We start from the raw sequence: 22,846 nt of genomic DNA on the forward strand, positions 1-22,846 counted from the left end.
CCGCCATGCCGATCCGCCACATCGAGCACCAGGGCCGCGTCCGCCGCGTCATCGAGGTCCCAGGCGCCGGTCCTACCGACACGCTCGTGATGTTCTTGCACGGCTCCCGCCAATCCGGGGCGGTGGCCCGCAACTTCACCGCGCACACCTTCGACGCCCTGGCCGCACCCGGCACGACGGTGATCTACCCCGACGGGGTCGGCCACCACTTCAACGACCTGCGGACGGGCTTCCACGAATCCGCCCGCACCGAGGGCATAGACGACGTGGGGTTTTTGCGCACCCTCATCGAGTCCTACCAGCCGCGCCGCGTCATCGGCTGCGGCTTCTCCAACGGCGGGCAGATGCTGCTGCGCATGCTTTTCGACGCCCCCAGCACCCTCGACGGGGTAGCCATGTTCGGCTCCCTCATGCCCACCGACGACAACCTTGCCGTCTCCACCGCGAACTACGCCCCCACCCCGCTGCTCATCGTCCACGGCACCGCCGACCCGATCGTGCCGTACGGCGGTGGTGAGGCGGGGCTTGGCGCGGCCAACCGGGGCACGGTGCGCTCCGCGGCGGCCACGGCGCGCTACTTCGCTCGCCTCAACGGCTCGACATCCCACTCCCTCGCCCACCCGGCGCCCGGCGTGGAGGTGGAGACCTTCGGCGGCGATCACCCCGTCGAGCTGGTCTCAATCGAGGGAATGGGCCACCTCGTGCCGTCGCCGAAGCGGCTGGATCCGCGGATCGGGCCGGGCACCGACGCCGTCGTCGGCGCGGAGCTTATGCGCGACTTCTTCGGCCTCTAGCTACCGGCGGTGTCCGCCCGCCCGGCGGCCGCGCGGCGCTGGCGAGCGAACTCGCTGAGCACCACCCCGGCCGCGACCGATGCGTTTAAGGATTCGACCCAGCCAGCGGTCGGGATGGACATGATGACATCGCAGTTCTCCCGCACGAGCCGCGAGATGCCCTTGCCCTCGGAGCCGACGACGATGACCACGGGATCGGCCCCGCCGTCGAAGGTATCGAGCGTGTGCTCGCCGCCCGCATCGAGCCCGACGACGACGTAGCCGTTGTCGTTGAACTCCTTGATCGTGCGGGTGAGGTTGGTGGCCTTGGCCACGGGAAGCCGCGCCGCGGTACCCGCCGAGGTGCGCCACGCCACGCCCGTCACCTGGGCGGAGCGGCGCTCCGGGATGATCACGCCGTGACCGCCGAACGCGGCGGTGGAGCGGATCACCGCGCCGAGGTTGCGCGGATCGGTGATGTTGTCGAGCACGACGAACATGCCGGTCTCCCCGCGGTCTTTCACCCCGGCGATGAGGTCGAAGACGTCCGCGTATTTATACGGCTGGATCTTCAACCCGATGCCCTGGTGCATGCCGTTGCCGGTCATCGTATCGAGGTCGTGGCGCGGCACCTCGTGGATGGGCAGGCCCTTGGAGTTGGCCAGGGTCACGGCCTCGGAGAGCCTATCGTCGTGGGCGGTTCCCAGCGCGACGTAGAGAGCCTCGGCCGGCACCTTGGCGTGCAGGCACTCGACGACGGGGTTGCGGCCCACCACGAGGTCGGCCTTCTCCCGCTCGTGGCGGCCGGAGTCGCGGCGCTGGCGCTCGAGCTTGCGCTTGTGCGCGGCGTGGTAGACGCGGTCCTCCGCCTTCGGCGTCGATTTTTTGCCCTCGAGACCGCGCCGGCGCTGCCCGCCCGAGCCCTTCGTCGCGCCCTTCTTCTTGGTCTTCATCACATCGGGTCGCTGGTAGGGTTTAGCCATCGCGGTCTCGCTCCTCGTCTTGTAATGCCCACTGCGGGCCGTCGGCGGTATCGGTCACAACAATTCCAGCGGCGGCGAGCCGGTCGCGCACCTCGTCGGCCACCGCCCAGTCCTTCTCGGCGCGCGCCTGCGTGCGCCGCGCTAGTTCCGCGTCAACGAGCACACCGAGCGCGGCCATCGCGGCGTCGCCGGCACTCGCCCCGCTTGTCGACGCCCCATCGGCCCACGCCCCGGGGTCGATGCCGAGAACCCCCGCCATCGCCCGGACCTCCCCGGCGCGCTGGCGCGCGAGCGCGTCGTCCTTGGCGGCCAGGGCCTTGTTGCCCTCGCGCACGACGCGGTGGATCTCTGCGAGCGCGCGGGGCACCGAGAAGTCGTCGTCAAGCGCGCGCTCGAAATCCTGCGTCCATTCGGTCGCCTCGGGCATGCCCACGCGGGCGAGAAAGTCCTCGATGCGCCGGTACCCCGCGGCGGCCTCCGTGAGCGCCTCCGGGGAATACTCGAGCACGCTGCGGTAATGCGCCGAGCCGAGGTAGTAGCGCAGCTCGACGGGGCGCACCATGGTGAGCATGTTGTCGATGGATAACACATTGCCCAAGGACTTCGACATCTTCTCGCCCGCCATGGTCACCCAGTGGTTGTGCATCCAATAGCGCGCGAACCCATCACCGGCGGCGTGCGACTGCGCAGCCTCGTTCTCGTGGTGCGGAAACTGCAGGTCAAGGCCGCCGCCGTGGATGTCGAACTCGGAGCCGAGGTACCAGGTCGCCATCGCCGAGCACTCGAGGTGCCAGCCGGGCCGGCCCGGCCCCCACGGCGTCGGCCACGACGGCTCTCCCGGCTTCGCTGCCTTCCACAGCGCGAAATCGTGCGCACCCCGCTTGCCGTAGCCATCTGGCTCCCCCTGCTCCATCTGGTCGACCCGGTTGCCGGAGAGCGCGCCGTAGTCGCTGCCTTCCGCGCGCACCCAGGCGTCGACGTCGAAATAGACGGAGCCGTTGGCGGCGTAGGCGTACCCGGCGGCGATGAGCCTGCTCATGTAGTCCACCATCTGCGTGACGTGCCCCGTTGCGCGCGGCTCCACCGAGGGAGGCAACACCCCGAGCGTGTCGTAGGCGCGGGCGAACTCGCGCTCATAGGTGGACACCCACTCCCACCAGGGCCTGCCGTGGGCCTCGGCCTTGGACAGGATCTTGTCGTCAATATCCGTGACGTTGCGCACGAAGGCGACGTCGAAGCCCTTGGCCATAAACCAGCGACGCACGATGTCGAAGGCGACCCCGGAGCGCAGGTGGCCGATGTGCGGCGCGGCCTGCGGGGTCGCGCCGCACAGGTAGATCGACACGTGGCCCGGGCGAACCGGCTCGAAGTCGCGCAAGCGGCGCGCGGCCGTGTCAAAGATGCGTAGGTTTCCGGAAGTCACGCCCACCAGTCTAGACGCCCCCTACATCCACCAACGCCGTGGCAATCGCCGCGCGGCCCTGCCCGGAGCCCGTAAAGCCCATGTGGTCCGTCGTCGTCGCGCTCACGCTCACCGGGGCACCCAGCGCCTCCGTGAGCGCCGCCTCGGCGGCCGCGCGCACCGGGCCCATCTTCGGGCTCTGGGCGATGAGCTGGGCAGAGACGTTGAGGATCACGGCCCCTTTGGCGTCGATAAGCTCGCGCAACTCGCGCAGGAGCGCAACCCCGCTCACCCCGTCGTAGGCGGGCCTGCCCACGCCGACGAAAGAACCCAAATCCCCCAGCCCGGCCGCAGACAACACCGCGTCAACAACGGCGTGGGCGACGACGTCGCCGTCGGAATGCCCCTCGCAGCCATCGACCCCGTCGTGGAGGATCCCGGCGATCCAGCACGGCTTGCCCGCCTCGATCTGGTGGGCATCGAACGCCGTGCCCACGCGCAGGTTATTCATCGTGGTCATCTCCTTAGCTCTTCCCCCGGCACCTCGAAAATGGTCGGCTCGGCCTCTTCTGTCACGCTCAACGCCAAGCGCAGGTCAATGGGGGTGGTGATCTTAAACGCCATTGGGTCGCCCTGCACCGTTTTCACCTCCACCCCAAACCACTCGGCCAGGCTCGCGTCGTCAGTCGCCGTGAAGCCGGGCGCGCCGGAGAAGTAGGCCTCATTCGCCGCCCGAAGCGTGCGCAGGTCAAAGCCCTGCGGGGTCTGCACCGCGCGAAGGCACGCCCGATCGGGCGTGCCGGTGACGGTATCGCCGCGCACCGTCTTGATGGTATCGGCCACCGGCACGACGGGCACCACGGCCGCGGCGCCGTCGAGCACGGCGCGCACCACCCGAGCGATCATCCCCGGCGGGGTGAGCGCGCGGGCGGCATCGTGGACCACCACCACCGCGTCGTCGGCCGCGATAGATTGCAACCCCGCCCAGATGGAATCGGCCCGCTCGGCCCCGCCGGGGACGAAGCGCACACGATGCCCGCGCAGCACGCTGCGGGCGAGCGGCTCCATGGTGGGGTCTACCACCACCACGATCTCGTCAACGATCTGGGAGTTCTCCAGCGCCGCCACAGAGCGCTCCACGAGCGCGCGCCCGCGCAGGGGCACAAATGCCTTCGGCACCGCGGCACCTAAGCGGGTACCCCTCCCCGCGGCGGCGACGAGCGCGACGACGCGCCGGCTCTCTAGACCCACCTCGCGGCCCATCCCGCGCGCCGACTATTCGTCATGCTCGTCGTCGAAGCTCAGGTCGTCGAGGTCAACGTCGTCATCGAACGCATCGCTCGGCGCGATGGCCACGCCCTGGGCCACCTGGCGCTCGATGATCTCGGCGAGCTTGGCCTCCATGTCATTGGCCTTCGCCTCGTCGACCGGCTGCGCCAGCGCGAGCTCGCCAACCAAAATCTGGCGCGCCTTGCCCAGCATGCGCTTCTCCCCGGCGGAGAGGCCCTTGCCCTGATCGCGGCGCCACAGGTCGCGCACGACCTCGGCGACCTTGTTGATGTCACCCGAGGCGAGGCGCTCCTGGTTCGCCTTGTAGCGGCGGGACCAGTTGCCGGCCTCTTCCACGTCGGTCTCGCGCAGCACCGCGAAGACCTTGCGCAGGCCATCTTCGCCCACCACGTCGCGCACGCCGACGAGCTCGGTGTTTTTCACCGGCACCCGCACCTGGAGGTCGGACTGGAGGATCTGGAGCACGAGGAAGTCGAGGGTCTCCCCGCCCATCTCGCGCTGCTCGATGTCTTTGATGCGAGCCGCGCCGTGGTGCGGGTAGACAACAACCTCTCCGACCTTAAATTCCATGTCTTTTTCCGTCTCTCCTTGCCGGGGCGTGTTTCGTGGTAGCGGGCTTATCAATCCGCCGATTCTACCATCGCGGGCCCGCCCGCTCGCCCCGCGGAGACCGGTTGCCCCCACCACACCCGCGCAACTGGGACATTCGCGGTGACAAGCACTAGTGTTAACCAGAGAAACTCCCTTCTTTTTGTTCGTTGTTTACTGACTGATGGAGGTCATCGAAGTGAAGTCACTGAAGCCGGGCGCCGCCGGCGTTGCCGTTGCAGCATCCGCCGTGCTGCTTGCCTCCTGCTCCGCGGGCCAGATCACGCAGACCTCCTCGCAGGTCGCTGCTGTCGATGGCGCCAGCACCGAAAGCGAAAGCGGCGCGGTCGCGGTGCACGACGTCACCGTGGTGCTCAGCGAGGACGGCCAGGCCGCGTTGAAGTTCACCGCCGTCAACCAGGACTCCTCGATGAAGCCCCACCGCCTGCTGACCGCCGCCGTCGACGGCGTGAGCGTCGAGCTCACCCCGGCGCCCCGCGAGATCGCCTCGAAGTGCACCGTGGTGGGCGATTCTGCCGCGGGCATCAAGGCCCTGCCGCAGGCCGAGGGCGACTGCATCCAGTACGTCGCAACCTCCGTGGCCAACAAGGGCTTCGCCTACGGCGGCAACGTTCCCGTGACCTTCACCTTCGATTCGGGCAAGGTGGAGACCGACGCGGCGATTTCCGCCCCGACCCTCGCTTCCGGCGAATCCGACCGCGGCCCGGCCGAGGGCGGCTCCGCGCACGCCGGCCACTCGCACTAGCGCACCGGCTCCCCTCTCCGCCTCGCGGCCTTAGGGGCCTGTCCGCACAGTGCCCTAGAGTGTCGAGCATGGCGAAGAAACAGCGCGTGATTCACACGTGCACCGAATGCGGCTACTCCTCCCCGAAGTGGCTCGGGCGCTGCCCGGAATGCGGCCAGTGGGGCACACTGCAGGAGGAGACACCGCTGGCCGCCGCGGCCGCCTCCGGCCCACGCGGGGCCCAGCCCGTCACCGCGCTCGCCCCCGCCTCCCCGGCGCGGCCGATCACCGCGGTGGACGCGGCCGCCACCGACACGCTCTCCTCCGGCATCGCCGAGCTCGACCGGGTGCTCGGCTCCGGCGTCGTCCCGGGCTCAGTTGTGCTGCTCGCCGGCGAGCCGGGGGTGGGCAAGTCCACCCTGTTGTTGGAGGTCGCATCCCACTGGGCTGCCCACCCGGGGCGCAAGGCCCTCTACGTCACCGCGGAGGAGTCCGCCGGGCAGGTCCGCGCCCGGGCTGGGCGAACGGGCGCGCTGAAAGACTCTCTCTACCTCGCGGCGGAAAGCAACCTCGACGTGGTCTTCGGCCACGTCGAGCAGGTCGCTCCCTCGCTGCTCGTGGTCGACTCGGTGCAAACCATGCACGCACCGGGCGTGGAGGGGGTTGCCGGGGGCGTGGCGCAGTCGCGGGCGGTCACCGCCGCCCTGACCACTCTGGCGAAGACGACGAACCTCCCCGTCTTCGTCGTCGGGCACGTGACCAAAGACGGCAACGTCGCCGGCCCCCGCGTCCTGGAGCACCTCGTGGACGTCGTGTTGAACTTCGAGGGAGATAAGCAGTCGAGCCTGCGGATGCTGCGCGGGATGAAAAACCGCTTCGGCGCCACCGACGAGGTCGGCTGCTTCGAACAAACGGCCGACGGGATCCGCGAGGTCCCGGACCCCTCGGGGCTCTTCTTATCCCACCGCGGACAGACCCCGGACGGATCCGCCGTCACGGTGGCGATGGACGGGGTGCGCCCCATCCTCGCCGAGGTCCAGGCGCTCACGGTCGATCCGGTGAACAAGAGCCCGCGCCGCGTCGTCACAGGCCTCGACGCCAACCGGGTGCCCATGGTGCTCGCGGTGTTGCAGGCGAGGTGCGGCGAGCGCACCAACGACAAGGACGCCTACGTGGCCACGGTTGGCGGGGTGCGGATCACGGAGACGGCGACCGACCTCGCCGTGGCTCTGGCAGCGTGGTCGAGCCTGCACGAGCGCCCACTTCCCACCAAGACGGTCGTGATCGGCGAGGTGGGCTTGGCCGGTGAGATCCGGCGGGTGCCCAACCTCGCGCGCAGGTTGCAGGAGGCGGCGCGGCTCGGGTTTGACCGCGCCATCGTCCCCGCGGGTGAGACCGTGCGCGCCGCCGGCATCCAGGTGCACGGAGTCTCCACCGTTGCTGAGGCGATCTCGCTGGTGGGCGGGGCGTAAAATCGCGGTTATGACCACCCCCAGCGACCCCAGCGCCCGCCTCCGCGACACCCTCGAGCTGCTCGCCCCTGGTACCGCCCTGCGCGACGGCTTGGAGCGCATCCAGCGCGGGCACACTGGCGGGCTCATCGTCCTTGGCGACGACGACGCGGTCGTCGATATTTGCGACGGCGGCATCGAGTTCGACGTGCCGTTTAGCCCCACCCTCCTGCGCGAGCTCAGCAAGATGGACGGCGCCGTGGTCTTATCCAGCGACCTCTCTCGCATCGTGCGCGCCAACGTGCAGCTCGTGCCCTCACCGTCCTACCCGACGGCGGAGACGGGCACCCGCCACCGCGCGGCCGAGCGTACCGCCCTGCACACCGGGGTTCCCACCGTCTCGGTCTCCGCGTCGATGAATACGCTGACTCTCTACGCCCACGGACAGCGCCACCTGCTCGACGAGCCCGCTGTGCTCACCGCGCGCGCCAATCAAGCGCTCTCCACCGTCGAGCGCTACCGCGGTCGCCTCGACCTGGCGGGCCAGCGCCTCTTCGTCGCCGAGATGAACGACTACGCCACGGTGGCCGACGTCTTAAACGTGCTGCAGCGCCAGCTCATGCTGCAACGCGCCGTGGGGGATATGGACCGCGGCATCGTCGAGCTCGGGGTGGATTCGCGCCAGCTCGCCCTGCAGCTCACGGAGCTGCGCGGCACCATCGACGAGGACGTGGAGATGCTGGTGCGCGACTACATCGCCGCGGCCACCGTGCCCGGGGACGAGCAGGTCGCCGAGGCGCTCGCGTCGCTTGGCCAGCTGCCGGACTCCGAGCTGCTCAACACCGCGTTGTTGGCGCGGGCGCTCGGGCTGCCGGCGACGGAGGAAAACCTCATGCAATCGGTCGCGCCCCGCGGCTATCGCGCGCTATCGCGCGTACCACGGGTGCAGAAGTTTCTCATGGACCACGTGGTGGCGGAGTTCGGGACCCTCGCCGAGCTCCTTTCCGCCGACCCTGAGCGCCTCGCGGGCGCCGAGCACGTCTCCCCGCTGTGGGCCCGCCATATCTACGAGGGCCTGCGGAGGATGGCCTAGCCCCCCTCTAGCGCAGCGTGAAGTCCGCGGGGTTGGACGCGGAATCCCCGATCACCGCGTGCAGGTAATACGAGCCGGGCCCCACCGGTTCGCGGTTCTTGCACTGTCCCGGCTTCGAGCCGGTGGCCGACCACTTCGCCTCAAACTTGCGCGGCTCGCCCGGGGCAAAGGTCTGCTCGCCCGCCACGACCGGGGGGTAGCAGTCCACGTCCGACCACACGCGCTGGTTATCGGCCATGGTGTAGACCTCGAAGCGCAGCTTGTCTTGGTCGAGGTTGATCACGCAGTCTGCCTTGGTGGGGTTTTTCACCTCCATGTAGAACACCGGCTGTTGCCCCGCCGCGTAGCTGGGCTCGCTGGTCTGCGCGACGATGTCGAGATCGCCAAGCTCACAGGTGTCCTTCGCCGCGGCGTTGGCGCTCGTGCTCGCAGACGGAGATGACGCCCCAGAGGACGCAGAGGAGGACGGGGAGGACGGGGTGGTCGTCGTCTCCTCGCTCGGTGCCGGCACCGTCGGGGAGGTGGTGATCTGCTCGGTCGGAGTCGCCGGCGCGGTGGAATCCGGCTGCTCCTGCCCCGAACCGCTCCGCGCCCAGGCGGTGAGACCCCACACGAGCAGGCCGACGAGGACTAAAATAATGACCAGTGCCGCCACGCGCCTGCGCGTGTAGATCTCGGGCGGCAGCGGCCTCGGGTCGGGCCGCTGAGAGTGGTCGTAGCGCTGGTGTGTCACGCGCCCTACCTTAGCGCGCGAAATGCTCCTCGACGGTCTCGACGCGGCCCTCGGCGAGACTGTAGCGGGCCGCGACGACGCCGATGGAACCGTCGGCGGCACCCTCTTGCAGCGCCGGGATGCGGTCGATGAGGTGCTGCGCCGTAATCCGGGCGTGCTCGCGCTCGATCTCGCCGCGCTCGCCTTTGCCGTGGCCTTTCGCCCAGATCACTGAGGGTGCGATCTTTTCCACGAACACGCGCTGCAGGCCCAGGGGGATCTCCGCCTCGTCGACGGCGGTGACCGCCGCGCCGATCGCCCCGCACGCCTCGTGGCTGAGCACGATGACGAGCTTGACGCCAAGCGCGGTGACGGCGAAGTCGACGGAGCCGGAGACCGCGGCGTCAACGCAGCCACCGGCGGTGCGGATGACGAACATGTCGCCCAGCCCGGCGTCGAAAAGCAGCTCGACGGGCACCCTGGAGTCGGAGCACGCCAGCACCGCGGCAACCGGGGCCTGGCCCTCACGCAGCTCGAGGCGGCGCTCCACCGTGCTGTGCGGATGGATGACGGTATCTGTGGCGAAACGGTCGTTGCCCGCCTTGAGGGTTTCCCACACCTCGAGGGGCGATGCACTTAAGCGTTGGGTCATGCCCACTATTGTGGCACGTATTGTGAGCATGCAAAGCGAAGTTATCTCCTATTTCCGCGCCCACGGGCGCCCGCTGCCGTGGCGTGAGCCCGGCACGAGCCCGTGGGGCGTGCTGGTCAGCGAGGTCATGTCGCAGCAAACGCCGGTCTCACGCGTCGCGCCGGTGTGGCTGGAATGGATGGAGCGCTGGCCCACCCCGGAGGCCTTCGCTGCCGCTGGGCCCGACGAAGTGCTGCGTGCCTGGGGCTCGTTGGGCTACCCGCGGCGCGCGCTGCGGCTCCACGAGTGCGCGAAAGTAGTGGTCGAGCGGCACTCCGGGGTGGTGCCGGGGGACGTCGATACGCTACTTGCCCTACCCGGCATCGGGGCGTACACGGCGCGCGCAGTGGCGTGCTTCGCCTACGACAAGAACGTGGCGGTGGTAGATACCAACGTGCGCCGCGTCTACGCCCGCGCGGTGGAGGGTGTGTTTCTGGCCCACCCGCACGCCGGAGAGATCTCCGCGGTCGAGGCCCTGCTGCCCGAGCGCGACGGGCCCGTTTTTTCGGCCGGTCTCATGGAGCTGGGGGCGCTGGTGTGCCAGGCTCGCGCCCCGCGCTGTGAGCGCTGCCCCATCTCACAGCGCTGCGCCTGGCTGGCGGCGGGGCGCCCGGAGCCGGACGCCGAGCAGCTGCGCCGCCGGAAGGTGCAAAAGTTCATCGGCACTGACCGGCAGGTGCGCGGCAAGATCATGAAGCTCATTCGTTCCTCGCCCGGCGCGGTCACCACGGCGCAGGTCGAGGAGGTCTGGCCCGACGCTGAGCAGCGGGCACGCGCGTTGGACTCGCTGCTTGACGACGGCCTCGCCGTGCGCACTCCGGAAGGCACCATCGGGCTGCCCCGCATGTAGCGCCGCTGAGCCCCCACCGCACCGAACCGAGGCCCCTATTTCCAGCGGCCCCGGTAGTTCAGGCCGCCGGGAAGGTTGAGCCATAACCCGCCGCGCGAATTGACGGTGACGGGGCCGACCTTGGTGGAAACGGACGCGCCGGAACCGGAGAGGTTAAGCCAGGAGTTGCGCCCCACCTTGTGCTTCTTGCGGTAATAGATGCCCATGGAAGCATAGTCTATCCGCAAGCGCTCCCCGCCAGCGCGATTATGATTATCGCCCATGACGCCAGGAGTTCCCATCGAGGCCGACTCGGTCACAATCGCGTTCGCTATCACCCTCTTCGCCGGCATCTCCACCGGCATCGGGGGCTTGCTCGTGGCGCTGAAGTCGAACCCGACTAATCGCTTCCTTGCCGGTTCCCTCGGGTTTTCCACAGGCGTGATGGTCTATATCTCCCTCGTCGAGCTCCTCCCCAGCGGCATCGACGGGCTCGGTGAGGTAGTCGGCGCGGCGGGCCCCGTCTACGGTGTGGCGGCGTTTTTCGCCGGCGTCGTCCTCATCGCCGTGATCGACCGTCTCGTCCCCGAGCCGATCAACCCGCACGAGGTCCCCTCCGCCGGTACCGCCGATCGGGCCCGCTCCGTGATGATGCGCGCAGGGGCGCTCACCGGCGTGGCCATCGCGGTCCACAACTTCCCAGAGGGGTTTGCTACCTTCATCTCCGCGCTCGGCGACCCGAAGGTCGCGTTGCCGATTGCGGTGGCGATCGCGATACACAACATCCCCGAGGGCGTGGCGGTAGCGGTGCCGCTGCGGGAAGCGACGGGAAAGAAGTGGGCCGCTGCGGGGTGGGCCACCGCTTCGGGCCTGGCCGAGCCGCTCGGCGCAGCTGCGGGCTTCTTGCTGCTCATGCCCTTTATGGGGCCGGCGACCTTGGGGTTATCCTTCGCTGCGGTGGCGGGCATCATGGTGTTTATTAGCTTTGACAAGCTCCTCCCGAGCGCGGTGGCCACGGGCCAGCACCACTTCTACGTCTACGGTGTAATGGGCGGTATGGCAGTGATGGCGGCGAGCCTCATTGTGCTGAACTAGGCCTCGGTTTTATCCGGATTTTCGTTGCATGACGCTGCCATAGCGTTCTTCCAGGTCCGCACAGTACCGGAGTACCGGACAGGCGCAATCATGAGAAAAACCATTGTACTACACCTGCATTCCATAGACTCTCCTATAATGCGCTAATGTTATGACCATGAATTTCGCGCGACACTTAACGACGACAGGCCTCGCCGCCGTACTCGGTCTCTCTGCACTGGCCACCCCAGCTGCCGATGCTCAGGACCTCTCCAGCGGGCTCAACCACGCAGTGAACACGCCGACCGACGCCCCCATCGCCGGCTACGACCCCTTCTACGACGACCCTGTCCCACCCGAGCAGCTAGGCTCCCCAGGCACCATGCTGCGCACCAAACCCGCCCCGCACCTCCTCAACGTTCTAGGCCCGGATTTCCCCGGCCACGCCAAGAAAATCCTCTACACCTCCACCACCGTCCACGGCGATCCGGTAGCCACCTCCGGCTTCGTCATCGAACCAGCCAACCCCTGGCGCGGCAACGGCCCCACCCCCACCGTCGTTTTCGCCCCCGGCACCCGCGGCTCGGGCGACGCCTGCGCACCCTCGCGCGGCCCGTGGATGACAGCCCAGTTCAACACCACCAACGGTGCCTTAGGCCTCAACTATGAGCTGCACTCCTACGAGGCTGCCGCGCTGCTGGGTATGCGTGTGGTCGTGGTGGACTATATCGGGCTGGGCACCCCAGGTGCCCACACCTACGTTTTGCACGACGAAGAGGCACACGCCGTCCTCGACGCCGCCCGCGCCGTTGTACCCGCAGGCGACCCCATCGCCTTCTACGGCTACTCCCAAGGCGGCGGCGCAGCAGCCGCCGCCGCAGAGCTCGCCCCCAGCTACGCCCCCGAACTCAACATCAAAGGCACCTACGCCGGCGCACCCCCAGCCGACCTACTCGCCACCCTCGACGGAGTAGACAACTCCGCTATCACTGCCGTACTCGGCTACGCTGCTAACGGATGGGGCGAGCGTTACCCCGAAATTCGGGACTACTTCTCCTCTCATGCCAACCAACAGGGCCGACAGTTCTTCGCCGCCACATCTGATTCCTGTATCACCGTCGACGCGCTTCGCTGGCAAGGCACTCATACTGCGACACTAACAACATCCGGTGAAAGCCTTGGAACGCTTTTGCGCAACGACCCGCGAATGACCAAGCTCTTTGTCGATCAGCACCTTGGCACCGTCGCCCCTCCCACTCCGATCATGGTCTCCACACCCGGAAACGACGACCTCGTCCCGTCCGGACAGGTAACCCAGCTCGCACGTGATTATTGCGCCGCCGGTGCGCAAGTGACCTACCTCAATGAGAACATCCCTCCGCTTAGCCCCGGCACCAAGCTCGGCGCCAACCACGCCGCCGGTGTCCTTACGCAGCTTGGCGGATCTTTCATGTGGATACTTGACCGCTTCAACGGCGTGCCCATGCAGTCGAACTGCGGCACCTTCTAGCTCGATCCCCGGGCAGTCGCACCTCACCGCTGCCTGAATTCAATTCGCTAGGAAATTTTCCCCCGTCATGGAAGGGTGTCTAGGATCCTCATCTATGAGATTCTCCTTCCGCTCTGTGGCTGCGTCGGCACTCGCTGCGACGCTCGCGTTATCGGTCCTCACACCATCGGCGCACGCCCAAGATCTGTCGTCTGGCGTTGAGGACGCCGTGACAACCCCCGCGGGAAACCTGCTGCACACCTACGACCCGTTCTACGACGATCCGGTAGTCCCGGAGCAGCTCGGTGCCCCCGGCACCCTGCTGCGCACCCAGCCCGCCCCCCCACCTGCTCAACGTCTTAGGCCCGGACTTCCCTGGCCACGCGAAGCGGTTCCTCTACACCTCCACCACCGTCCACGGCGAGCCGGTGGCCACCTCTGGCTTCGTCATCGAACCTGCCAACCCGTGGCGCGGGCAGGGCCCGACCCCCACCGTAGTCTTCGGCCCGGCAACCCGCAGCTCGGCTGACGCCTGCGCCCCGTCGCGCGGGCTGTTTTTGACCACCCAGGTAGACCCCGCCAACCTGGCGTGGGGGACAAATTTTGAGCTCGGTGCCTACGAAGCCGCCGCCTTACTCGGCATGCGCGCCGTCGTCACCGACTATATCGGCCTGGGCGCCCCGGGCGCCCACACCTTCGCCCTGCACGACGAAGAGGCGCACGCGATGCTCGACGCGGCCCGCGCCATCGTTCCAGCCGGCGACCCGATCGCGTTCTACGGCTACTCCCAGGGCGGCGGCGCGGCTGCGGCCGCGGCGGAGAAACAGCCTTCCTACGCCCCGGAACTCAACGTCAAGGGCACCTTCGCCGGCGCTCCGCCGGCGGACCTACTCGCCACCCTCGACGGCGTGGATCGCTCCGCCATTACCGCCGTGATCGGCTACGCCGCCAACGGCTGGAGCGAGCGCTTCCCCGAGATCGGCGGGGCGATTGCGGATAACACGAACGATCGTGGGCGGCAATTCGTCGAGTCGACCTCCCACTCGTGCCTGTTCGACGACGCGTTACGCTGGGGTGGCACCAACACGGCGACGCTGACGACGAACGGCTCGAGCGTGGGAGATGTACTGGCGAGCTACCCCGACGTGGCGCAGCACTTCATCGACCAGCGCCTAGGCCAGGTCGTGCCGCCGACTCCGATCATGGTCACGACCCCCGGCGGCGACGATGTCGTCCCCACCGAGCAGGTCACGCAGCTCGCTCACGAGTACTGCGCGGCCGGTGGCCAGGTCACCTACCTCAACGAGAACATCCCGGCGCTGACCCCGGGCTCGAGCTTCAAGCCCGGGGCCAACCACGTCGCCGGCGTGTTCACCGAGCTCGTCCCCTCCTTTAACTGGATCATGGACCGCTTCAACGGCGTGCCCGTGCGTTCGAACTGCGGGACCTTCTAGCCCCACGCACTAGCCCCCGCGTGCAAGGCACGGATAAAGCCGCCGCCCTCCTCTTTTCTCAAGGGAGGGCGGCGGCTTGTGTTTCCTTTGGCTCCTCTAGCGGGGCCTGCCCTTAGAGCGCGCTCCCGGCGCCCGCCGGGCCGCGGCCCTCATCGTCGCCCCGGCCGTCGTCGCCAGCGAGGGTTTCCTCGGGCGCATCCGGCTCGTCGGAGGGCGACTCTACCGGGGAGTCGGACTCCGGCTTCGGCGCGATGTCGCGGACCTCCTCCGGGATCTCCACGTCGAAGGCGTCGGCAGGCAGCGGCTTAGGGCGTGGGGTGAAAGTGAAGGTGGCCTGCTCGGCGACCTTGCCGCGCTCCTGCTTCGCGGCCTCCACATCGCCATCCCAGTTCTCCACGTCGACGCTGATGATCTCGCCGGCGCCGATCTCACCGAAGAGGATCTTCTCGGACAACACGTCTTCGATCTCGCGCTGGATGGTGCGGCGCAGCGGGCGCGCGCCGAGCACCGGGTCGAAGCCGCGCAGGGCGAGGAGGTCCTTCGCCTTCTTCGTCAGCTCGATGCCCATGTCCTGGGCGGCGAGGTTCTTATCCACGCGGGCGATCATGAGCTCGACCATCGAGACGATCTCGTCCTGGGTGAGCTGGCGGAAGACCACGATCTCGTCGATGCGGTTTAAGAACTCGGGGCGGAAGTGCTTCTTCAGCTCGTCGTGGACCTTGTTCTTCATCCGCTCGTACTGGGCGTCGGCGTCGGTGGCGGTGTTGCCGCTAAAGCCGAGGCCGACGGCCTTGGAGATATCCCCCGTGCCCAGGTTGGAGGTGAAGATGAGCACGGTGTTTTTGAAGTCCACCACGCGGCCCTGCCCGTCGGTGACGTGGCCCTCCTCGAGCACCTGGAGCAGGGTGTTGTAGATCTCCTTGTGGGCCTTTTCGATCTCGTCGAAAAGCACGACGCTAAACGGCTTGCGGCGCACCTTCTCGGTGAGCTGGCCGCCCTCCTCGTAACCGACGTACCCGGGAGGGGCACCGAAGAGCCGCGAGGCGGTGAAGCGGTCGTGGAACTCGCCCATGTCGACCTGGATCAGCGAATCCTCGTCGCCGAAGAGGAACTCGGCGAGCGCCTTCGACAGCTCGGTCTTGCCCACGCCGGACGGGCCGGCGAAGATGAACGAGCCCGACGGGCGCTTCGGGTCCTTCAGGCCCGCGCGGGTGCGGCGGATGGAGCGGGAGACCGCGCGTACGGCCTCGTCCTGGCCGATGATCCGCTTGTGCAGCTCGCCTTCCATGTTGAGCAGGCGCGAGGATTCGGATTCGGTGAGCTTGAACACCGGGATGCCGGTCCAGTTCGCCAGCACGTCAGCGATCTGCTCCTCGCCCACCTCGGCGATTTCCTGCAGGTCGTCGCTACGCCACTGCTTTTCCTTCTCCTTGCGCTCCTCGCCGAGCTTGCGCTCGGTATCGCGCAGCCCGGCGGCCTTTTCGAAGTCCTGGGCGTCGATGGCGGCTTCCTTCTCGCGGCGCACCTCGGCGATGCGCTCGTCGACCTCGCGCAGGCCTTCCGGCGCGGTCATCCGCTTGATCCGCATGCGCGCGCCCGCCTCGTCGAGGAGGTCGACGGCCTTGTCCGGCAGGAAGCGGTCGTTGATGTAGCGGTCGGAGAGGTTCGCCGCGGCGACGAGCGCGTCGTCGGTGTAGGAGACGCGGTGGTGCGCCTCGTAGCGGTCGCGCAGGCCCTTGAGGATGGTCACGGTGTCCTCCACCGAGGGCTCGTCGACCTGGACGGGCTGGAAGCGGCGCTCGAGGGCGGCGTCCTTTTCGATGTGCTTGCGGTACTCGTCCAGCGTGGTCGCGCCGATGGTCTGCAGCTCGCCACGCGCCAGCTTCGGCTTGAGCAGGCTGGCGGCGTCGATGGCGCCCTCCGCGGCGCCCGCGCCGACGAGGGTGTGAATCTCGTCGATGAACAAGATGATATCGCCGCGCTGGTTGATTTCCTTGAGCACCTTCTTCAGGCGCTCCTCGAAGTCACCGCGGTAGCGCGACCCGGCGACCAGGGAGCCGAGGTCGAGGGAGTAGACCTGCTTGTCCTTTAAGGTCTCGGGCACCTTGCCGTTGGCGATGTCGAGCGCGAGCCCCTCCACGACGGCGGTCTTGCCCACGCCGGGCTCGCCGATGAGCACGGGGTTGTTCTTCGTGCGGCGCGAGAGCACCTGCATGATGCGCTCGATTTCCTTGTCGCGGCCGACAACCGGGTCGAGCTTGCCCTCGCGGGCCGCCGCGGTGAGGTTGCGACCGAACTGGTCGAGCACGAGCGAGTTCGACCGCTCGCCCTGGCCGCCGCCGCGCGGGCCGCCGCCCCCGAGCGGTGCTGCCCCGGCGCCGGCCATGCCGGAGGCCTGCTCCCCGCCCTCGGACTGGCCCTCGCCACCCTCGTAGCCGGAGAGCAGCTGGATGACCTGCTGGCGCACGCGCGGCAGGTCGGCGCCGAGCTTGATCAGCACCTGGGCAGCCACGCCCTCGCCCTCGCGGATGAGGCCAAGGAGCAAAAACTCGGTGCCGATGTATTTGTGCCCCATCTGCAGGCCCTCGCGCAGGGAGAGCTCGAGGACCTTCTTTGCGCGCGGGGTAAACGGGATGTAGCCGGTCACCGGCTGGGTGCCGTGGCCGATAATCTCCTCGACCTCGCGGCGCACGTCCTCGAGGTTGATGCCCATGGACTCGAGCGCCTTTGCGGCCACGCCCTCGCCCTCTTTGATAAGGCCGAGCAGGATGTGCTCAGTGCCCATGTAATTGTGGTTGAGCGCGCGCGCTTCCTCCTGCGCGAGGACGATAACGCGGCGGGCTCGGTCGGTAAACCGCTCGAACATCAGGCGACCCCTTTATCTGCAAACTTTTGGAAAATAATTGCCCTCCACCATAACGCGGGGCCGCGACACCCCATCCAGGTTTTCGCAGAGCTTCTCGCTTATCGACGCCATCTTCCCACGTCACGGCCCATGTTCACCCGTAGCGAACGGCCCTCTAGACCAGGTCGCGCAGCACCGGGTCCGCGATCGCTAGCACGGCCGCGCGCGCATCGTCTGCCGTGGGGGCATCAACGGCGAAGTTCGCCATCTGGCGGCAGGTATCGAGGTCGTGCAGGCGCAGGGCGGCGCACACCGCGCCGACCTTGCTCGGGGCCATCGAGAGCGAGGCGACCCCGAGGCCGACGAGGACGAGCGCCATGAGGGGGTCTCCGCCCGCCTCCCCGCACACGCCCACCGGTTTGCCCGTGGCAGCCCCACCCTGACAGGTCGCGCGGATCATGGAGAGCACCGCCGGCTGCCACGGCGAAAGCAAATGTGCGAGCTCGCCCTGCATGCGATCGGCAGCCATCGTGTACTGGGAGAGGTCGTTGGTGCCGATGGAGGCGAAATCGGCGACGTCGAGAAGCTGCGCGGCCCGGATCGCAGCTGCCGGGGTCTCCACCATGACCCCGACGCGGGGCAGGCCGTGGGAGCGGGCCGCCTCGGCGAACCAGCGGGTCTCCTCCAGGGTGGAGACCATCGGGGCCATCACCCACAACTCCGCATCTGGCACGCGCGCGTGCGCGGCCGCCAGGGCAGCGAGCTGGGTGTGTAGCAGATCCTCGCGGGCCTGGGAAAGGCGAAGCCCACGCCGGCCCAGCGCCGGGTTGTCCTCGGGCCCGAGGTCGGCGAAGGCGAGCGGTTTATCCGCCCCGGCGTCGAGCGTGCGCACCACAACGCGACGATCACCGAAGGACTCGAGCACGCTGGCGTAGGTCTCGGTCTGCTCTTCGATGCTCGGCGCAGCCTCGCGCTCGAGGAAGAGGAACTCCGTGCGAAACAGCCCGGCACCCTCGACGTCCTTGGCGGCGGCCGCGGCGGCGTCCTCCGCGGTGCCGATATTGGCGAGCAGCTTGACCTTGTGGCCATCGCGCGTGGCGCCCTCCCCGCTCGAGCCCGCCAGCGCCTGGGCACGGCGCCTCGAGCGCTGCTCAAGCTCTTCGACGTCGCTAGGCGTCGGGGCGATAATCACCTCTCCGACCCCGCCGTCGATGGCGAGGACGGTACCCCCGGCAGCACGCTGCGTAATGCCCTTGGCCTGCACGATAGCCGGGATGCCTAACTGGGCTGCGAGGATGGCGGTGTGCGAGGTCGCCCCACCCGCCTCGGTGACGATGCCGCGTACGAGCGCCGGGTTGAGCGTCGCCGTCTCCGCCGGCGCGAGGTCGTGGGCGACGAGGATAGCCGGTTCGGCCAGGTCGGGAACGCCGGGCTCGGGCAGCCCGCGCAGGAAGGCGGTGGCGCGGTCGCGGATGTCGTAGAGGTCGGTGACCCGCTCGGCCATATAGCCGCCGAGCTTGCGCAGCTTGGAGGCGAAGACCTCCGTGGCGTCGCAAAGCGCGCGCGTGACCCCGCTGCCCTTGGCCAGCTCCTTGTCCACGGCCTTGGCCAGGCCGCGGTCGGTGGCAAGCGCCGCGGTAGCCTCGAGCACAGCGCGAGAGGTCTCCGAACCTGCGCGTGCTGCACGCTCACGCAGGCTCGCGGAGACAGCGGCTAGCGCCTCGCGCACCCGCTGCCCGTCGGCTGCCGGATCGGTCGAGGCCGGCTCGTTGGGGTCGACGCCCGCGGCGGGGGTGACAAGCGCGGCCGCGCCGGAGGCGGTGCCCGCGGAGACACCGATACCGCCCAATATTTCCCTATCAGTCATTGTTGTTCCTTTCTGTCTCGCCAAGCCTCGCGATGTGGAGCGTGAGGTAGGCAACTTCGTCGTCGGTGAGTTCGCAGTCAAAGCGCAGCTCAGCAACCGCGGCGGCCTTGCGGGCGCACGCGGCCTCGCGCGGGTAGGCGGCAAGGAGCTGCGCGGTCAGCGGGGAGGCAGCGTGATCGAGCTGCTCGTCGCGGCTCAGGCGCACGAAGAGGTAACGCAGGTGGGTGATGAAGCGCGCAACGCTTATCGACGCCGCCTCCAGCTCCACCCCGAGTTCAGCCGACGCGATCTCGAGCATCTGCTGGATCACGCCCGTCATCCGGTAGGTATCCGTCAAGTCCCCGGTGGAAAACCCCGCGTTGACGAGGTGCAACGCCAGCGCGGTGGCCTCAGATTCGGGCAGCGGCTCGCCGCGGTTGAGCTCCGTGCGGTTGAGCTCGCTCACGAGCCGGCGAGCGAGATCGTATTCCCCCGGGTAGAGCGCCTCGACCTCGGCGCGCAGAGGGTATGTCACCTCGGCGCCGCCACCCCGGGACCGCGCGGCGACGGCCTCGATGTGGTCCGCAATGGCGGTCACCAGCGTGATGCTCGAGCGCAGCGACTCTGGCGCCCCCGCCGCATCGAGCGCCTCGGCCACCTGTGCAATGCGCGCGGCGGGCAATCCCGCGAGCATCTCGGCGAGGTGATCGGGATCGCGGCCGTCGGCGGGCACAAAGATTCTGGCGATCTTGCCCGCCTCGACCTCTTCGCCGTGCGTAGCCTGAAAGCCGATCCCGCGGCCGGTGACGATGACCTCCCCGCCGTGGGTGACGCTACGAGCGAGCACGACGTTGTTGTTCAACACCCGCAGGATCCGCATGGTTCGAAAGTGTAGCGGCGCTGCTAGGGCGCCACGTCCAAAACGGGATCCCCGGCTCGCACGACCCCCTTGGCCGTGTCCTCAACCCCGGCGAAGCTCTTGGAGTTGACCACTGTGGTGATCACGGTCGGGTCGTAGCCGGCCTCGCGGACCGCGGCGAGATCAACGCGGGCGAGTACCTCGCCGGCCTCGACGCGTTGCTTCTTCTCCACTGCGGGCTTGAAACCCTCGCCCTTGAGCTTGACCGTGTCGATGCCGATGTGGACCAAGATCTCCACCCCGTCGTCTGTCTTCAGGCCGTAGGCGTGGCCGGTCTTGGCCACGGAGATCACCGTGCCGGCTGCCGGAGCGACAACCTCAGCCTCCTCGTCCGCGGGCACGATGCCGAGGCCCTTGCCCAACGCGCCGGAGGCAAACGCCTTGTCGCCGAGCGCCTCCATGGCCACGGCCGTCCCGGCGACCGGGGCAAGGACCTGCATCCCGGTCGCGGCGGTAGCGGCGGCGGGCTCCGTTGCCGGCGCTGCGGCGGCCGCGCCCGCCGCCGCCTTCTCCTCTGCCGTGCGGTAGTCGGAGACATAGATCACTGCGAACGCCGTGAAGAAGGCCACCGCGATGGCCACGACGTAGACCCACGCGGGGTTAAACACCGGGATGGTCAGCAGCGAGGTGAACACAAACGCATTGGTCTGCACACCGTCAAACGGAGCGGAGAGGATCGCGATGGTCACGCCGCCGAGGAAGCAGCCGACAAGCATGCGCGGGTAGATCCGCTTGTAGCGCAGGTGGATGCCGTAGAGCGAGGGCTCGGAGATACCGCCAAAGAGCCCAGCGGCCAGCGCGGAGCCCGAGGTCTGGCGCATCAAGGTGTCCTTCTCACGCATGGAGATCGCGAGCACGGCGGCCGTAGCGCCGAAGCAGGCGAAGTTCCACACGCCCATCGGGCCCTGGATGAAGTCGTAGCCAAGCGTTTGGATGTTGACCAGCATGAGCGCGTTGAGCGGCCAGTGGAGGCCAAGCGGGACGAGGAAGGGGTAGAGCATCGGGATGGCAATGGCGAAGACAAACGGTGCGTTCGAGTTGAGGAAGGCGAGTCCGGTGCCAATCCAGGCGCCGAGCGCGTAGCCCAGCGGGCCGATCACCAGCGCGGTGACCGGGATCATCACCACCAGCGTGAGGAAGGGCACGAACACCATGTGCACCGCCGAGGGGACGATCTTCTGCAGCCCCTTGTACACCAGCGCCGCGATGGCCGCCATGATGAGCGGGACGAAGACGTTGCCGCCGTAATTGGGCAGGTACATCGGCAGGCCCGCAACGGTGACGCGGGTGACCTCGCTGCCGAGCAGCGCGTTGGTCTGCGTCACGGCGTCGGGGTGCTCCAGCAGTCCCTGGAACTGCGGGGTGAACAGGGCGAGCATGACGGCCGCGGGCACCCACGGGTCGATGCCCAGCTTCTTCCCGGCGTTGTAGGCCACCATGACGGGCAGGAAGTAGAACACGGAGTTCCACATCGCGTCGACGAACTGCCACCCGGGGCTTTTGACCTCGGCCTGGAAGGCAGCCACGCCGAAGGCGTCCATCACCGCGGCAAAGGCGATGACGAAGGAGGCACCCAGGAGCACGCCGAGGATCGGGCGGAAAGAATCGGAGAGGTATTCGAAAAAGGCGTCGAGCCAGGGGACCTTACCTTGGGCCTTAGCGCGGCGCTCGGCCTTGACCTGCTCGTTGGAGCGCTCGCGCATCTCGGGCAGGTTGTTCACCGCGTTGTAGACGGTGGCGACGTCACCGCCGATGATCACCTGGTAGTGGTTGCCTCCCTGGGCAACCGCACCCATAACCTTCGGCACAGCCTCAATGGCGGCCTTGTCGGCCAATGAGGCGTCGTGAAGCTCAAAGCGCAACCTTGTGGCGCAGTGAGTGAGCGAGGCAATATTGGCGGCGCCGCCGACGCCGTCGAGGATGTCCTTCGCCTGCTGCTGCAGGGAGGACGTGGTGGTCGGCATCTCTTATCTCCTTGTCCCAAATCAGACAGGGCCGATACGCAAAAAGACCCGGAGCGGGCGCACGCGTGCGCTTGCTCCAGGTCTTGCCCCGCCTCGGATTGACGCGGGTAACAACCCTGTGGTGTCACTTCATGATGTTATAACCGGCACAGCGCGATAGCAATCCCGCCCCGCCCCGGGCCCTAATCCAGGGGCACTCCCCTGCCGTCGCGGTCGTAGCCGCCGGCGCCGACGAGCACCAAAATCATCTCAATGAAGGACCAGATCCCAAGCGCGCCGAGGATGAACAGGCCGATGATGAACACAGAGGTCAAAAAACCCACGATGAACAGCACGAGCTTGATCACCCCAGTCTTGTTCTGGTGCAGGTAGAAGTTGCCGATGCCAAACGATCCGAGGAAGAAGAACAGCAACGCAGCAACGATCTTGCTCTTCGGAGCGACGGGGAGCGGCGCCTGGGCGTACGGCGCAGGGGGATACGCGCCCGGCTGCGCGGGGTACTGCGGCTGCATGGAAGCGACCGGGTCAGCAGGAGGCTTCTTGCCGACGGGCAGCCCGTCGCGGTCGAATTCCTCGTGGTTGGGGCCGGGGTAGAGAGTGCTCATGAGTTCGATCCTTTTGTACGAGTGTTGTAAAAAGCCGTGCACCACCTTACCGGGTCGGCCCGCGATGTGAGCCGCAAATCCGTTTTACATTCG

General features: G+C 67.9%; 21 protein-coding genes. 8 read left to right on the plus strand and 13 right to left on the minus strand.

The features are described from left to right. The first annotated feature begins 5 nt into the window (after positions 1-5). Positions 6-794, plus strand: a complete 789-nt coding sequence (locus C3E79_RS09280) for a CE1 family esterase (protein ID WP_108404647.1) — start codon at positions 6-8, stop codon at positions 792-794. On the opposite strand, the gene rlmB is transcribed toward C3E79_RS09280, so the two are convergent. The 5 genes from rlmB to C3E79_RS09305 are packed head-to-tail and all read right to left on the minus strand — an operon-like array spanning position 791 to position 5,018. Further along, positions 791-1,756 carry a 23S rRNA (guanosine(2251)-2'-O)-methyltransferase RlmB gene (gene rlmB / locus C3E79_RS09285; protein ID WP_108404648.1) on the minus strand — a complete coding sequence of 322 codons (966 nt, stop codon included), beginning with the start codon at positions 1,754-1,756 and terminating at the stop codon, positions 791-793. The genes C3E79_RS09280 and rlmB overlap by 4 nt on opposite strands. Next, positions 1,749-3,179 (minus strand): cysteine--tRNA ligase, encoded by a 1,431-nt coding sequence (cysS, locus tag C3E79_RS09290; protein WP_108405149.1) that lies wholly within the window; start codon positions 3,177-3,179, stop codon positions 1,749-1,751. Before cysS ends, rlmB begins: the two co-directional genes overlap by 8 nt. Before the next feature lie 10 nt (positions 3,180-3,189). After that, positions 3,190-3,678, minus strand: a complete 489-nt coding sequence (ispF, locus tag C3E79_RS09295; protein WP_108404649.1) for a 2-C-methyl-D-erythritol 2,4-cyclodiphosphate synthase — start codon at positions 3,676-3,678, stop codon at positions 3,190-3,192. Continuing rightward, positions 3,675-4,409 carry a 2-C-methyl-D-erythritol 4-phosphate cytidylyltransferase gene (gene ispD / locus C3E79_RS09300; protein ID WP_235840616.1) on the minus strand — a complete coding sequence of 245 codons (735 nt, stop codon included), beginning with the start codon at positions 4,407-4,409 and terminating at the stop codon, positions 3,675-3,677. The genes ispF and ispD overlap by 4 nt, the downstream gene beginning before the upstream one ends. Positions 4,410-4,433: 24 nt before the next feature. Next, positions 4,434-5,018 (minus strand): CarD family transcriptional regulator, encoded by a 585-nt coding sequence (locus tag C3E79_RS09305; protein ID WP_108404651.1) that lies wholly within the window; start codon positions 5,016-5,018, stop codon positions 4,434-4,436. Between the two features lie 202 nt (positions 5,019-5,220). On the opposite strand from C3E79_RS09305, the gene C3E79_RS09310 reads away from it, so the two are divergent. From C3E79_RS09310 to disA, 3 genes are all read left to right on the plus strand, one after another. Further along, complete coding sequence (locus C3E79_RS09310) at positions 5,221-5,802, plus strand: hypothetical protein (RefSeq protein ID WP_108404652.1); 582 nt, start codon at positions 5,221-5,223, stop codon at positions 5,800-5,802. A gap of 68 nt (positions 5,803-5,870) precedes the next feature. Next, positions 5,871-7,253, plus strand: coding sequence for a DNA repair protein RadA (radA, locus tag C3E79_RS09315; protein ID WP_108404653.1), 1,383 nt, complete (start codon positions 5,871-5,873; stop codon positions 7,251-7,253). 10 nt (positions 7,254-7,263) lie between these two features. Further along, positions 7,264-8,325 carry a DNA integrity scanning diadenylate cyclase DisA gene (gene disA, locus C3E79_RS09320; RefSeq protein ID WP_108404654.1) on the plus strand — a complete coding sequence of 354 codons (1,062 nt, stop codon included), beginning with the start codon at positions 7,264-7,266 and terminating at the stop codon, positions 8,323-8,325. A gap of 7 nt (positions 8,326-8,332) precedes the next feature. On the opposite strand, the gene C3E79_RS09325 is transcribed toward disA, so the two are convergent. Beyond that, positions 8,333-9,058 carry a hypothetical protein gene (locus C3E79_RS09325; RefSeq protein WP_108404655.1) on the minus strand — a complete coding sequence of 242 codons (726 nt, stop codon included), beginning with the start codon at positions 9,056-9,058 and terminating at the stop codon, positions 8,333-8,335. A 10-nt stretch (positions 9,059-9,068) separates the two neighbouring features. Next, complete coding sequence (locus C3E79_RS09330; RefSeq protein WP_108404656.1) at positions 9,069-9,689, minus strand: carbonic anhydrase; 621 nt, start codon at positions 9,687-9,689, stop codon at positions 9,069-9,071. Between the two features lie 28 nt (positions 9,690-9,717). On the opposite strand from C3E79_RS09330, the gene C3E79_RS09335 reads away from it, so the two are divergent. Next, positions 9,718-10,578 carry an HhH-GPD family protein gene (locus C3E79_RS09335; protein WP_108404657.1) on the plus strand — a complete coding sequence of 287 codons (861 nt, stop codon included), beginning with the start codon at positions 9,718-9,720 and terminating at the stop codon, positions 10,576-10,578. A gap of 35 nt (positions 10,579-10,613) precedes the next feature. Here C3E79_RS09335 and C3E79_RS09340 read toward each other — a convergent pair whose 3' ends face one another. Further along, a complete protein-coding gene (locus C3E79_RS09340; protein ID WP_108404658.1) occupies positions 10,614-10,784 on the minus strand; it encodes a DUF4236 domain-containing protein in 171 nt (56 codons plus the stop codon). Between the two features lie 55 nt (positions 10,785-10,839). On the opposite strand from C3E79_RS09340, the gene zupT reads away from it, so the two are divergent. The 3 genes from zupT (at position 10,840) to C3E79_RS09355 (ending at position 14,574) form a co-directional block, all read left to right on the plus strand. Continuing rightward, positions 10,840-11,652, plus strand: a complete 813-nt coding sequence (gene zupT / locus C3E79_RS09345; protein ID WP_108404659.1) for a zinc transporter ZupT — start codon at positions 10,840-10,842, stop codon at positions 11,650-11,652. Positions 11,653-11,809: 157 nt separating this feature from the next. Further along, positions 11,810-13,141 (plus strand): lipase family protein, encoded by a 1,332-nt coding sequence (locus C3E79_RS09350; protein WP_108405150.1) that lies wholly within the window; start codon positions 11,810-11,812, stop codon positions 13,139-13,141. Positions 13,142-13,425: 284 nt separating this feature from the next. After that, positions 13,426-14,574 carry a lipase family protein gene (locus C3E79_RS09355; protein WP_244280432.1) on the plus strand — a complete coding sequence of 383 codons (1,149 nt, stop codon included), beginning with the start codon at positions 13,426-13,428 and terminating at the stop codon, positions 14,572-14,574. A 112-nt stretch (positions 14,575-14,686) separates the two neighbouring features. On the opposite strand, the gene C3E79_RS09360 is transcribed toward C3E79_RS09355, so the two are convergent. The 5 genes from C3E79_RS09360 to C3E79_RS09380 all read right to left on the minus strand — a co-directional run bounded on the left by C3E79_RS09360 (position 14,687) and on the right by C3E79_RS09380 (position 22,753). Next, on the minus strand, positions 14,687-17,440 hold the full coding sequence (locus C3E79_RS09360) for an ATP-dependent Clp protease ATP-binding subunit (protein WP_108404660.1): 2,754 nt from the start codon (positions 17,438-17,440) through the stop codon (positions 14,687-14,689). Positions 17,441-17,594: 154 nt separating this feature from the next. Then, positions 17,595-19,286 (minus strand): phosphoenolpyruvate--protein phosphotransferase, encoded by a 1,692-nt coding sequence (gene ptsP / locus C3E79_RS09365; protein ID WP_108404661.1) that lies wholly within the window; start codon positions 19,284-19,286, stop codon positions 17,595-17,597. Beyond that, positions 19,279-20,145: a PRD domain-containing protein gene (locus C3E79_RS09370; protein WP_108404662.1), complete on the minus strand. Its 867-nt coding sequence runs from the start codon at positions 20,143-20,145 to the stop codon at positions 19,279-19,281. Before C3E79_RS09370 ends, ptsP begins: the two co-directional genes overlap by 8 nt. A 23-nt stretch (positions 20,146-20,168) precedes the next feature. Next, positions 20,169-22,148, minus strand: a complete 1,980-nt coding sequence (locus tag C3E79_RS09375; protein ID WP_108404663.1) for a glucose PTS transporter subunit IIA — start codon at positions 22,146-22,148, stop codon at positions 20,169-20,171. 182 nt (positions 22,149-22,330) lie between these two features. Further along, positions 22,331-22,753 (minus strand): TM2 domain-containing protein, encoded by a 423-nt coding sequence (locus tag C3E79_RS09380; RefSeq protein WP_108404664.1) that lies wholly within the window; start codon positions 22,751-22,753, stop codon positions 22,331-22,333. Positions 22,754-22,846 lie beyond the last annotated feature (93 nt).

This window comes from Corynebacterium liangguodongii, assembly GCF_003070865.1.
Taxonomy (GTDB): domain Bacteria; phylum Actinomycetota; class Actinomycetes; order Mycobacteriales; family Mycobacteriaceae; genus Corynebacterium; species Corynebacterium liangguodongii.